Origin of the sequence: Halobiforma lacisalsi AJ5 (genome assembly GCF_000226975.2) — an archaeon.
Taxonomy (GTDB): domain Archaea; phylum Halobacteriota; class Halobacteria; order Halobacteriales; family Natrialbaceae; genus Natronobacterium; species Natronobacterium lacisalsi.
This window is the reverse complement of sequence record NZ_CP019285.1, coordinates 3,208,824-3,221,205: the sequence shown is the minus strand read 5'-3', so window position 1 is coordinate 3,221,205 and position 12,382 is coordinate 3,208,824. Positions and strand designations below refer to the sequence as shown.

13 protein-coding genes and 1 tRNA gene are annotated in these 12,382 nt (G+C 67.1%); 1 reads left to right on the top strand and 13 read right to left on the bottom strand.

Annotation, left to right across the window (positions count from 1 at the left end; translation table 11 throughout):
- Positions 1-55: 55 nt before the first annotated feature.
- Positions 56-126 (bottom strand) — tRNA-Pro (locus CHINAEXTREME_RS15635).
- A 117-nt stretch (positions 127-243) separates the two neighbouring features.
- Between CHINAEXTREME_RS15635 and CHINAEXTREME_RS15630 the strand changes: the two genes are divergently transcribed.
- Positions 244-543: a hypothetical protein gene (locus CHINAEXTREME_RS15630; protein WP_007142722.1), complete on the top strand. Its 300-nt coding sequence runs from the start codon at positions 244-246 to the stop codon at positions 541-543.
- Between the two features lie 35 nt (positions 544-578).
- Here CHINAEXTREME_RS15630 and CHINAEXTREME_RS15625 read toward each other — a convergent pair whose 3' ends face one another.
- The 12 genes from CHINAEXTREME_RS15625 to cmk form a co-directional block, all read right to left on the bottom strand.
- Complete coding sequence (locus CHINAEXTREME_RS15625) at positions 579-1,601, bottom strand: 3-oxoacyl-ACP synthase (protein ID WP_076738783.1); 1,023 nt, start codon at positions 1,599-1,601, stop codon at positions 579-581.
- Between the two features lie 85 nt (positions 1,602-1,686).
- Positions 1,687-1,818, bottom strand: coding sequence for a hypothetical protein (locus CHINAEXTREME_RS22460; protein ID WP_274520304.1), 132 nt, complete (start codon positions 1,816-1,818; stop codon positions 1,687-1,689).
- Entirely contained in the window at positions 1,815-3,263 is a 1,449-nt protein-coding gene (locus CHINAEXTREME_RS15620) for a branched-chain amino acid ABC transporter permease (RefSeq protein ID WP_007142720.1), read from the bottom strand. The genes CHINAEXTREME_RS22460 and CHINAEXTREME_RS15620 overlap by 4 nt, the downstream gene beginning before the upstream one ends.
- Entirely contained in the window at positions 3,253-4,296 is a 1,044-nt protein-coding gene (locus CHINAEXTREME_RS15615; RefSeq protein ID WP_007142719.1) for a branched-chain amino acid ABC transporter permease, read from the bottom strand. Before CHINAEXTREME_RS15615 ends, CHINAEXTREME_RS15620 begins: the two co-directional genes overlap by 11 nt.
- 5 nt (positions 4,297-4,301) lie before the next feature.
- The gene (locus tag CHINAEXTREME_RS15610) at positions 4,302-5,033 is read right to left on the bottom strand and encodes an ABC transporter ATP-binding protein (protein WP_007142718.1); all 732 of its coding nucleotides are present in this window, start codon (positions 5,031-5,033) and stop codon (positions 4,302-4,304) included.
- Complete coding sequence (locus CHINAEXTREME_RS15605) at positions 5,030-5,917, bottom strand: ABC transporter ATP-binding protein (RefSeq protein WP_007142717.1); 888 nt, start codon at positions 5,915-5,917, stop codon at positions 5,030-5,032. The genes CHINAEXTREME_RS15610 and CHINAEXTREME_RS15605 overlap by 4 nt, the downstream gene beginning before the upstream one ends.
- Positions 5,918-5,926: 9 nt before the next feature.
- A complete protein-coding gene (locus CHINAEXTREME_RS15600; protein ID WP_007142716.1) occupies positions 5,927-7,294 on the bottom strand; it encodes an ABC transporter substrate-binding protein in 1,368 nt (455 codons plus the stop codon).
- A gap of 143 nt (positions 7,295-7,437) precedes the next feature.
- On the bottom strand, positions 7,438-8,139 hold the full coding sequence (locus tag CHINAEXTREME_RS15595) for a helix-turn-helix domain-containing protein (RefSeq protein WP_007142715.1): 702 nt from the start codon (positions 8,137-8,139) through the stop codon (positions 7,438-7,440).
- 67 nt (positions 8,140-8,206) lie between these two features.
- Positions 8,207-9,781 (bottom strand): AMP-binding protein, encoded by a 1,575-nt coding sequence (locus CHINAEXTREME_RS15590; RefSeq protein WP_007142714.1) that lies wholly within the window; start codon positions 9,779-9,781, stop codon positions 8,207-8,209.
- Positions 9,778-10,602 carry an alpha/beta fold hydrolase gene (locus CHINAEXTREME_RS15585; RefSeq protein WP_007142713.1) on the bottom strand — a complete coding sequence of 275 codons (825 nt, stop codon included), beginning with the start codon at positions 10,600-10,602 and terminating at the stop codon, positions 9,778-9,780. The genes CHINAEXTREME_RS15590 and CHINAEXTREME_RS15585 overlap by 4 nt, the downstream gene beginning before the upstream one ends.
- Positions 10,603-10,763: 161 nt before the next feature.
- Complete coding sequence (locus tag CHINAEXTREME_RS15580; protein WP_007142712.1) at positions 10,764-11,678, bottom strand: RNA-guided pseudouridylation complex pseudouridine synthase subunit Cbf5; 915 nt, start codon at positions 11,676-11,678, stop codon at positions 10,764-10,766.
- Between the two features lie 5 nt (positions 11,679-11,683).
- Positions 11,684-12,259 (bottom strand): (d)CMP kinase, encoded by a 576-nt coding sequence (gene cmk / locus CHINAEXTREME_RS15575; protein ID WP_007142711.1) that lies wholly within the window; start codon positions 12,257-12,259, stop codon positions 11,684-11,686.
- Positions 12,260-12,382: the final 123 nt, after the last annotated feature.

The following is a 12,382-nucleotide window of genomic DNA, read 5'->3' as shown; positions in this document are numbered from 1 at the left end:
TCAGTACGCTCGAGGGTATGAACGGCTAAGATTTGACGTTTCGAAGAATTTCGAGTGGGACCGCCGAGAATTGAACTCGGGTCCTACGGACCCCATCCGCAGAGGATACCACTACCCCACGGTCCCGCGTTTTGACCGAGGGTAGTCTGCCGTTTAAGCGTGTCGTTTCGGTTCCGACTCGAGCCCACCACCCATGACAGTTCGTGGCACCCCATTAGGACGCCAGTGGTGCAGGGGTCCAGTATGGACTGTGCCTTTTGTACGACGCCGGTCGAATTCAGCCAGGCGAAGATGGCCCACCGGATCTTCGAACTGGACGACCCCGGGAACAAGTGGTGGCTCTGTCGGGACTGCGCCGAGATACGTTCCGAGGGGGCGAAGACGAAAGGGACCGTCGGCCAGCCGGGCGACTGCATCGACTGCGACGACCCCGCGGAGTACGGCATCGCAATCGTGAAGAAGACGCCTCGAGGGGGCGTCGAAACGGACGGGACCGTTTTCCAGACCCTCTGCGAGGAACACTTCGAAGAACGCCAGGCTTGAGATGTCGATCGGGGGCCCGTGGAGGGGAACGCGAGTCAGCCCTGCCAGGTCAACGCCGTCGCCGACCACGTGTAGCCTGTGCCGGCGGCCAGGAAACAGACCACATCGCCGGGTTCGAGCAGGCCCTCCCGCCGTCCCTCCTCGAGCGCGATGATCTGGTCGGCGCTCTGGACGTGACCGTACTCGTCCAGGTAGTAGCCGTCAGTCACCGGATCGAGCCCCAGTTCCTCGAACAGCCGTTCGTGGAACGACCGCTTCATGTGCGTGACCGCGACGAAGTCCAGGTCCCCGCGGCAAAGGCCCGAACGCTCGAGGGCCGTGTCGGCGACCTCGAGGTAGTTCGGTAGCGAGACGGGGGCGAGCCGCTCTTTCATCCCGTCGGGGTCGGGTACGTCGAGTCGGTGCAGCCCCGTCGAGACCGTCTCCTCGCTGGGCGGCTCGAGCGACCCGCCGGCGGGCATGATCACGTCCTTCGAGAACGAGCCGTCGGTGACGGCGGCGCTCTCGTGGACGATGGCCCGGCTTCGCTCGCCCGGATCGGACTCGAGCACCATCGCGCTGGCTCCCGAGCCGAAGTTGAACATGAACGAGGAGCGGTCGTTTTCGTAGTCGATCAGGTCCTCCTCGCGGCTCGCGGCGACGAGCAGGGCCGTGTCGACGTGGTCCGCGCGCAACTGCGCCCGCGTCTGGCGGACGGCGATCGGCGCGCCCGCACAGAGGGTGTAGCTCTCCGTGGCGTAGGCGTTCTCCGCCCCGAGCCGTTCGGCGACGTTCGCGGCAGCCGACCAGACGACGTGGTCCTTGTACTCGCTGCCGTGGTACACCACCAGATCGACGTCCGCGGGCTCGAGGTCGGCGTCGGAGAGCGCTCCCTCGGCAGCCGCGACGCACATGTCGGTGGCGTGGTCCCCGTCGGGGGGACAGACCCGCTTCTCGCGCAGGCCCATCTTCTCACGGACGACGGATTCGGGGACGTCGCTCTCGGCGGCGATCTCCTCGGCGGAGACGGTCTCTTCGGGGAAATATCGGCCGTAGCCGGTGAGCCCGACCGTCGTCATCGGGACCACCCCGGGCTTCCAGCGAGACCCGAAGGCGTCGCGACCGTCGCATCCTCGAGGCTCGAGCGGGTCCGTGACCGGAGCGTCACGTCGGATCACCCGCCCGCTCCCCGGGTTCCGCCTCGAGCGTCGCTCGATCGATCTTCTCGGAGCCGACTCCGTGGTCGAGGGGCCGTCGGGTGTGGTCGGTATCCGGTGGGAGAATCGAGAGCGTCATCGTCGATATCGATCGAGATAGTCGGGCAGTCGTTTCGCAACGGGACCGCCGATCCGATCGCGGACCGAGCCGAGCAGTCCGTTGGGGACGAACAACACGAACAGCACGAAGACAATACCCAGGTACAGCTGACTCCGCCCGTCGACCGCTGCGTTGATCACCTCGAGGAAGGAAACGCCGCCGACGTCGGCCCCCAGCACGCTCTCGGGCAGCCCCTCCCGGAGGTAGGGGGCGAGCCCGCCCTGCTCCGAGGAGAGGACGTCCTCGAGCCACTCGAAGAACGCCGAGCCGAAGAACGGGCCGGCGAGGGTCCCCAGTCCCCCGATGATCGCGACGATCAGAGCGTCCGCGGTCACGAGGAAGTAGAACGTGGTGTCCGGCGACGCGGCCCCCGAGTAGGCGGCGAACAGCGCGCCGGCGATCGCGGCGAAGAAGCCGCTGAAGCCGAACGCGGCCATCTTGTACCAGAACACGTTGTAGCCCACCGCGCGGGCGCGCTCCTCGTTCTCGCGGATGGCGATCATCACGCGGCCGAACGGGGAGTGGATGATCCGCTGCATCGCGAAGTAACAGCAGACGACCACCAGCCCGATCGCGTAGTAGGAGGTCAGCGTCGCCGACACGTCGATCCCGAGCCCGAGGACGTTCTCGAAGCTGTCCCCGGCGAGGCGGCCGAGCGCGACCGACAGGGAGTCGACGTACGGGACGCCGATCTCGGGCGTCGGCCCCTCGAGAGTGGGCCCCTCCTGGGGGTTCGCGGCGACGTAGCCCCAGTTGCGGATGAGTTCGTACAGCACCTGGGCGAACCCGAGCGTGATCATCGCGAAGTAGACGCCCGTGAGCCGGAAGGAGACGGCTCCGATCGCCAGCGCGGCGAGGAAGGCGAGGATGGCTCCGAGGAGCATCGTGATCACGAACGGCGTTCCCTCGGACAGGAAGGGCACGTCCCCGTTAGCCACGAGGACGATGAAGTACGCCCCGATGCCGTAGAACGCGGCGTGGCCGAACGAGAGGTAGCCGGTGTAGCCGCTGATGAAGTCGAAACTCATCGCGAACAGCCCCAGGAACAGCATCGAGATCACGAACGTCGTCCCGGGGAGGAACGCGTCGAAGAACGCCGCCGGGGCGAACGACACGACCCCCAGGTCGATTCCGGGCAGGCGCAACAGAACGCCGTACAGCGGCGGGTAGATCGCGAAGACCGCGATCACGAGCGCGTGAGCCGTGTGTTCCCGCAAGTACCGGCGAACCCACCCGTTCTCGGCGAGCGGGCTCTCGGCCGTCGCGGTCGCGCCGTCGCCGAGGTCCCCGTCGTCAGCGGTCGCGTCCGGACCCGCGCTCGAGGCGGATTCGGTGCCGCCGTCGGTGGCCGTTCCGCTCGATGTGGAGTCGGCAGCGTCCGGATCGTGGCCCCGGTCACCGTCGCGAGTCGGGCTAATGGCCACCCACCTCCTCGACGCCGTACAGCCCCTGTGGGCGGACGATCAATACGGTCACCAGCAGGGCGAAGATCGTCACTTCGGGGAGGCCGGGGAAGGCGACGATCCCCGTGTTGAACAGCCAGGTCGTGAAGGAGTCGGCGATCCCGACGATCACCGCCGCGGCCAGCGTCCCCTTGAACGAGCCGAGGCCGCCGATGACGACCACGACGAACGCATAGAGTAACGCGTCGATGTTCAACAGGACGCTCGGCCCCCACGTGGGGTCCCACATCAGGAAGACGCCGCCGACGGCCGCGAGCCCGGTACCGAGCCCGAAGACGACGGTAAACGCCTTCCGGACGTCGATACCGAGCGCCTCGACCATCTCCGGGTCCTCGCTGCCGGCCCGGATGTAGAGGCCGTACAGCGTCCGGTTCAGGAACGCCCAGACCGCCGCCGCGACGGCAACCCCGGCGACGATCGCGAACATGTAGAACCCGCGGATGCTCGCCCCCAGGATCGAGTAGAACGTCTCGAGGGCGTTCGGGATCGTCGCCGCCGCGCCGGTCCAGGTCGGCTCTGGCTGGATTCCCCGCGCGGAGGTGACGATCCGGGCCCCCTCCTCGAGGATGAGGCCGACCCCGAACGTCAGTAGTATCTGGTACATCGGCGTCCGGTCGTATATCGGCCGAACGAGCCCGATCTCGAGGACGCTTCCGGCGGCCGTCATGAGCCCGAAGACGACCGCGGCGACGACCACGAAGAAGGCGACGCGGGCGTACGGACCAGTGCCGCTCGAGACCGCGAGCACCATCAGGAGGCCGCCGACGTACGCGCCGAGCATCGCGAAGGCGCCGTGTGCGAAGTTGAGCACGCCCATGAGCCCGAACACCAGCGTCAGTCCGACCGCGATGATGAAGTAGATCGACGCCTTCCCGAGCCCTTCGATGAGGATGCGCGACACCGTATCGGGACGGAACAGCCGCGAGACGGCGTCGACGACGAGCGGGGTGTCGGAGACGACCCCGGACGCCGCGACCGCGAGTGCGGATTCCATTCCCGTCATGCCGACAGATACCTCCGGATGCGTTCGTCCTCGGCGGTGACGCCCTCGGTCTCGCCCGACTCGACGACGGTCCCGTGATCGAGCAGGTAGAACCGATCCGCGAGGTCCATCGCCAGCGGGAAGTTCTGTTCGACGAGGATCATGGTCGTGTCCGCGGACGCTTCCCGCAGCGCCTCGACGACCTGGTCGACGATCATCGGCGCGAGCCCCTCGCTCGGCTCGTCGACCAGCAGCAGGTCGTTGTCGCCGACCAGCGCTCGGGCGATCGCGAGCATCTGTTGTTGGCCGCCGCTGAGGTTCCGGGCCTCCTTTTCGCGGAACTGCTCCAGGTCAGGGAACAGGTCGAAGACGTACTCCCGCAGGGCCTCGTAGTCGCGGTCGGGACCGACGGAGACGCGGACGTTCTCCTCGACCGTGAGGTAGCCGAACATCCGTCGCTCCTCGGGCACCCAGCCGATGCCGCGCCCGGTGACGTCGTGGGTGCTCTCGCCGGTGACGTCCTCGCCGCGGAACCGAACCGTCCCCTCGCGTGGCGGGGTCAGTTGCAGGATCGAGCGCAGCGTTGTCGTCTTCCCGACGCCGTTGCGCCCGATCAGGGCGACGATCTCCCCCTCGTCGACGGAGAGGTCGACCCCCTGGAGGACGTGGCTCTCGCCGTAGTAGGTGTGGACGCCCTCGAGTTCGAGCAGCGGTCGGGAGCCGTCTGCGGAGTCGCTGGGATCGCTCATCCGGCCGACACCCCCGGATCGAACTCGCCGCCGTCGGTCGCGGCCTCGGTCGTGCCCGCGGCGCCGTCACCGTTCCCATTTCCGTTCCCGCCCCCTTCGTAGCCGCCGAGATACGCCCGCTGGACGGCCTCGCTCTCCCGGATCTCGTCGGGTTCACCCTGAGCGATGAGGTCGCCCTGGTTGAGCACCGCCACGCGGTCGCTGATCTCCATCACGACGTCCATGTTGTGCTCGATCAGCATGACGGCGTGATCCTCGGCGACGTCCTCGATGATGTCCGTCACGCGGTCGACGTCCTCGCTCGAGACACCCGCCGTGGGCTCGTCGAGCAACAGGACGTCGGGGTCGCCGGCCAGTGCGATCCCGATCTCCAGGTTGCGCTTCTCGCCGTGACTGAGGTTCTCGGCCGGTTCGTCGGCGTACTCGAGCAGGCCGATCCGTTCCAAGATGGCGTCGGCTTCGGCGACGTGGTCCTCGAAGGCGTCGACGTTGCGCCAGAAGCGCCAGGAGTCGCCGTCGCGGTGGGCCTGGACCGCCACGCGGACGTTCTCGCGGACCGAAACCGTCGGGAAGATGTTCGTGACCTGGTACGATCGGTGGAGGCCGAGCAGCGCCGTCTCGTGAGAAGGGGCGTCCGTGATGTCGATCATGCCGTCGGAACCGGCCTCGCCGTCGTCGATCCCCCCTCCATCAGACGGCGAGAACTCGATCGTCCCCCGGGTCGGCTCGAGCACGCCCGTCAGGAGGTTGAAGAAGGTGGTCTTGCCCGCCCCGTTGGGGCCGATGACCGAACAGAGTTCGTCCTCCTCGAGTCGGAAGTCGACCCCGTCGACGGCAGTGATCCCGCCGAATTGCTTCGTGAGATCCTGGGTCGAGAGTAGCATTCGATCACCTCACCCCAGGTCGCAGGACGCTTCCTCGGCCGGCACCACGACCTCCTCGGCTGCGTAGGTCTCGACCGGTTCGCCCGGCATCACGGCCGCGTCCCAGGTGTCCTCGTACTCCTCGCTGGTCGGGACCGGCCAGGCGACCGTCATCGCGGAGGCCGCCTGGTTGTTGTGTTCCTGGAACGTGTACGCGTTCTCGCCTTTCGGCGTGTCCGTGACGGTCATCCCGTGCATGGCGTCGGCGATGTCCTCGCCCTCGGTCGACCCGCTTTCCTCGATTGCCTGGACGAGCGCCGACGCGCCGACGAAGGTCCCGGCGCTGAACAGGTCCGGCACCTGGTCGTAGGCGTCGATGTGCAGATCGACGAACTCGTCGTTGATCGGGTTGTCGTACTGGTTCCAGTGGTATCGGGTCGTGAAGGGGCCGAGCCCTGCATCCTGAATGTCTTCGGCGGTGAAGTCCTCGCCGAGGACCGCCTCGACCGTCTGCCCCGTGATCTGGGTCGTGACGAGCGCGGCGAACCCGCCGAAGGCCTGAATCTCGTCGTAGGACATCGCCGTCGGGAGGAACTCGGGGAGGGTGATGAACGTGAACCCGCCGACGACGCCGTCGGCGCCCTGCTCGACGGCCTCGTCGAACATGCCCTCGAACTCGCTGTAGCCGGCCTCGACGAACCGCGGCTCGAGTACCTCGACCCCCTGGTTCTCGAGGACCTCCTGGTAGTTGTTCGCGACGCCTTCGCCGAACGCGCCCTCCGCGGCGAAGATCGCGACCGTCGAGACGTCTCCCTGTTCGGCAACGTATCGCCCGCCGGCGCGAGCGTCCATCGCCGTGTGTTCGCTCGCGCGGAACGCGAGGTCGTGACAGTGCTCGCTCGAGACGGTGATGTCGCCGTCGGCGGCCGGCCCGATGATGTAGGGAACGTCCGCCTCGTCGACGACGTTCGGGATGATCCGCCGGGCTGAGTCAGACGACGATCCGCCGAAGAGGAGGTCGACGTCTTCGTCCACGACGAGGCTCTCCGCGACGTTCTGGGCCGTCTCCGGGTTGAACTCCGTGTCCTCGACGATGATCTCGAACGTCGGCCCGTCGTCGGGGTCGAGCTCGTACGACCCCGTCGTCATGTCCTCGATGGGATCGACCCCGTACTTGTACGCCAGGCCGGAGTAGAACCCCATCAGGCTGATCTGTCCGTAGTACTCGAGTTCGCCCGACACCGGCTGCAACGCGCCGATCGTTATCGTTTCGTCTTCCGGGTCGCCGCCCGCCTGTCCCCCTTGCTCGTCGAGACACCCTGCGAGCCCACCGAGGCCGACCGCGGTCAGTGCACCCGTTCGCTTCAGCGCCCCACGTCGAGTGGTATTATATCCCATACTAAGCATAGGATGTGTTTATACCAACAATACTGGATGGGTTGGTATACCAACCCGGGGTCAATGGGGACCGGACCTACGCCTGGGCGAACGAGTCAAACGCGGGAAAATAGGCCGAAAGATAGCTCTCGGTCCGATTCGATCTACTCGACGGACTCGAGCGCGTCGACGACTCGCCGCAGGATCTTCCGTTCGGCCCGGCGGACGTTCTTCGAGACGGCGGTATCGGAAATGTCGAACTCGTTGGCGAGCATCTGCAGCGTGGCACCCCGGGGCTGATCGAAATAGCCCTTCTCCGCTGCGACCCGAAGCGTTTCGCGTTCGACGGTCGAGAGCTCCCGACACCCCTCGAGCAGTTCGCGCGCGGCCTCGGCGTGTTCCAGAACGTCGCCACCAGCGTCGAACGCCATGACCTGGCGGCTTTCGAGCGAGTACTCGTTGTTCCGCTCGAGTTCCGCGAGCGCAGCGTCGGCGTCCGCCTCCTCGTCGAAGCCGATATCCCAGCGTTCGCTTCCGTCCTGGATGTGGAACGGCCCCGTGATGTAGCCGCCGTTGGCCCTGATCGTCGCCATCGCGTCCGTCTCGTCGATCACCGTCCTGATGACCGCTCGCTCCTCCCGTTTCTTGAACAGGTCACAGGTTCGCATGTTCGGGTGCTCCTGGACTGCCGAGAGCCCCGACTCGAGGACGGACCGGTTCTCTCCCTCGACGATCATCCGGGTCTCGAGTTCACGACTGTGACGGTCGAACTCCCACTGGAGCGTCGAGAACGACACGGCGTGGTCGTCCGTCGTATCGATGAACGGGCAGTCGTACTGCTCCATGTCCAGCGTAAGGTCGATCATGAACGATCCTGTCGTTCGTCCCGACTTTGATATGTTACCACTTGCCTCTGTCGGTGGGTAGACGGCGTCACTCCGGCTCACCCCCGAACCGATCCTTGACGGCCGCCCGGTCGAGCTTCGAGGGACCGCTCGTCGGCATCTCGTCGACGAACTCGAGGTACTTGGGGATCTTGAATCGGGCGAGGCGGCCGTCGAGGTAGGCCTCGAGTTCCCGCAGGGTCAGCGGTGTCCCGTCTTCGGTCTCGGCGTCCTCGGCTGGTTCGACGACGGCCTTCCCGACAGTCCCCCACTGGTCGTCTGGGACGCCGATGACGAGAACTTCGGCAACGGCGGGGTGGTCCGCGATCTCGTCCTCGACTTCGGGTGGGTAGACGTTCTCCCCGCCGCTGATGAACATGTTCTTCTTCCGACCCTCGATGTGGTAGAAGCCGTCCTCGTCCCGCCGGGCCAGGTCGCCCGTCGAGACCCAGCCGTCGGCGAAGGTCTCCTCGCCCTCGCCCGAATCGCCCCAGTAGCCCGCCGCGGCGTGGGGCCCGGCGAGTTCGAGTTCGCCGATCTCGCCGGTCTCGAGCACTCGCCCGTCGTCGTCGACCACGCGGACGTCCGTGTGCATCACGGGCTTGCCGACGCTCGCGACCTTCTCGTTTGCCCACTCGTCGGGCATCGCGAAATTGTTCGGCCCGCACTCGGTCAGCCCGTACCCCTGCGAGAACTCGACGCCACGGTTTCGCCACGCGCGGACGATCGCGTCGCGACAGGGGCCGCCGCCGCTCTTGACGAAGCGAAGCGTCGAGAGATCCGCCCGCTCCCAGCCGTCGTGGCGGGCCATCGTCCGCAACACGGCCGGCACCGCGACGAGCACCGTCGCACCGTGGCGATCGATCTGTTCCAGGACGCGGTCGGGTTCGACCTCGCGGTCGATGATCAGCGTGCCGCCCATGTTGAAAAACGGGAGCGTGAGGACGTTCCAGCCGCCCGTGTGGAAGATCGGGAACACCATCGGGGCGACGTCGTCGGGCCGCAGTCCCCAGGCCGTGATCGTGTTGAACGAGTTCCAGTAGATCGAGCCGTGGGTGATCGTCGTCTCCTTGGGCGTCCCCGTCGAGCCGCCGGTGTGCAACAGGAGGTGGGGATCCGAGAGCGACCGCTCGGCGGTTTCGACCGGGCTCCCGTCGTCCGGCACGCGGTCGGCGTACAGGTCCCAGCCGCCCGCGATCTCGTCCGCCGCCAGTTCGAAGACGATCGGATCGACGTCGGCCCGGGCCAGCGCGTGCTCGATCCGCTCGACGAACGGCGACTCGATGACCAGCAGCCGCGGCTCGACGAGATCCAGCAACTCGGCCAGTTCCGGCGGCGCGAGCCGATAGGACAGCGGCGCGAGGATCGCACCCAGCTTTCCGGTCGCGAAGAACAGGTCGAACGCCTCGACCCGGTTCCGGGAGACGACGGCGACCCGTTCGCCCTCGTCGACGCCGACCGACTCGAGCAGCCGCGCCGTCGCGTTGGCCCGGTCGTCGAGGTCGGCGTAGGTGTACGCTTCGCCCTCGGTCTCGTCGATCACTGCGGTCCGGTCCGGCGACAGCGACGCTCGGCGCCCGCTCCAGTCGCCGACCCACTCGTAGGGATCGGACCCCCAGTTCATGCGCGACCCTCCTCGAGGGGGTGTCGCGACAGGAACTCGCGGAGCCGCTCGTTGACCCACGCCGACTCCTCGATGAAAAAGAGGTGGGGACCGCCCTCACATAGCGCGAGCGAGGCGTCGGGGAGCCGCTCGGCCAGCAGTTCCGCGTTCTCGACGGGGACGACCCGATCCTCGGTCCCGTGGAGGACCAGGGCCGGCACCTCGAGGTCGGAAACGCGGTCGCTCTCGTCGAACGCCTCCACCGCCGCGGCCTGGGCGGCACGGGGCTCCTCGTCGGCGTCGCTCTCGAGCCGCCAGTCGACGATCCGGTCGACCAGATCCGGGTTCTCGTCGTAGAATCCGTCGGAAACGGCCGGTTCCATCCGGTAACGGATCGTCTCGCGCTCGTCTGCCCCCTCGGGAACGTCGAGCAGGCGTTGCTGGGTCCTCTCGGGGACCGGCTCGGCCTCCGGCCCGCCGGGACTCGTACAGAGCAGGGAGATCGTCGCTGCCCGATCGTACTCGAGCGCGTACGTCTGGGCGATCATTCCGCCCATGCTCGCGCCGACGACGTGAGCTTCCTCGACGCCGACGTCGGCGAGGACGGCCTCGAGGTCGGCCGCCATCCCCTCGATCGTGTACGGGCCCGACGGCGCGTCGGACTCGCCGGTTCCCCGGTTGTCGGGCAGGATCGTCCGGTACTCCTCGGAGAGCCCGCGTCGCTGCCAGCGCCACATCCATCGCCCGTAACCGAGGCCTTCGACGAAGACCACCGGCTCGCCGTCGGCAGGGCCGTCGACCTCGTAGGCGATCGAGGTTCCGTCCCTGTTAGCTGTTGGCATACCTTATACTGTGCAAGGACGTTCAAAGTATTACGGCGTTCGAGTATCAACCCCGACGGAACCGCGAGGCGAAAACCGTTCATACGGATCCCTGTACCGACATACCGGCACAACGGCGATCCGGGCGGCAGTTGCGCCGGAACTGACTGCAGTAAACCGTCTCAGACCAGAACCCGCTCGAGGTCGACGACGACGCCCGACCCCGCGTCTGCCGGGCCGACGAACTCGCCGAGACAGACCGCCGCGCCGTCGGGCGTGTAACAGGCGACCAGTTCGCCGGACTCGATGCCGTCGTCGACTTCGATGACACCGGGCGCGTAGACCGGCGCACCCTCGGCGACCTCGCGGGCCGCGCTCGGCGCGATCGAAACCCCGGGAATCCCCTCGAGGATGCGCTCGGCTGGGTCGACGATTTCGTACAAGGGTTCGGGGTCGTCGTCCTCGACCCAGAACGCCAGCGCGTCGAGGAACTCCTGGGCCGAGTGGAGGTCGCGATCGTCGAACGGCGACGTTGCCGTCCGCCGCAGATCTCCCATGTGAGCCCCCGTTCCCAGCGCCAGCCCCAGGTCGTGACAGAGTTTGCGGATGTAGGTCCCGCTCTCGCACTCGATTCGGAGCAGGAGCCGGCGGTCCTCGGCCTCGAGCACCTCGAGCTTGTACAGTTCGCGTACGCGCAGACGGCGGGCGACTGCGCTCTTGCGCGGCGGCTTCTGGTAGATCGGTCCCTCGAACTCCGCGACGATCGACTCGGTGTCGGCCGGCACCGACCCGTGACACTCGAGGACGGCGACGTACTCCTTTGGGCCCTCGAGGAAGACCTGTGCGAGACGGGTCGCGTCGCCGAGCATGACCGGCAGACAGCCCGTGACCTTGGGATCGAGCGTCCCGGCGTGGGCGGCCCGATCGATCGACGCCTCGAGCCCGCGATCCGCGAGCGTCTCGTCGACGGCGTCCCGCAGCCAGCCGCTCACCTGGTGGGAGGACGGCCCCGGGGGTTTGTCGAGGTTGACGACGCCGAACGTCAGCAGGTCCGCGGGCGAGCGCTCGTCGGGTGGGTCGCGGAGGTCGCGCGTCATCGGAATCAGAACTCGTACTCGAGGTCGATCCGGGCCTTCCCTTCGTCGCCGTCGGGATCGTACTCCTCGACCGCCGTGACGAGCATATCGAGCACTGCGTCGGGTTCCCAGCGCGCCGTGTTCACGGAGAGATCGTAGATCGTCAGGTCGCGAATATCGATTCCGTAGTACTCCTCGTAGCGCTGGGCCTCGCTGGCCTCGCGGGCCTTGGTCTCTTCGGTCGCCCGGACCGGATCCTTCTCCTCGCGCTCGGCGATCCGCTCGCCGCGAACCCGTGCCGGCGCGTCGAGCCAGAACCGGAAATCCGCCTGGTCGCCGGCCAGCCAGCCGGCGAGTCGTGACTCGAGGACGAGGTCGTCCTCCTCGAGGGCGATCTCGCGGAGCCGACGGTCGAGATCGCGATCGATCTCGTCGTTCTCCTCGGCGAGTTTGTTGAACTCGAGGGGCGTGTAGCCCCGTTCGTCGGCCAGTTCGCGGAAGATGTCGCCGCCGCTGACGTGGTCCAGGTCGAACGCGTCGGCGAGCAGTTCCGCTGTCGTGCTCTTCCCGCTTCCTGGCGGACCGGAGACGGTCAGTAACATATCCGATCTGCGACGTGGCGGCTAAAAGGGGTTTTGAAACGGGCGGCAGGTCACACCCTCCGGGCGTCGGGTCACGCCGTCGTCGTGAGGGGGACACGGTACCGGTGCCGGTACCAGTCCGGT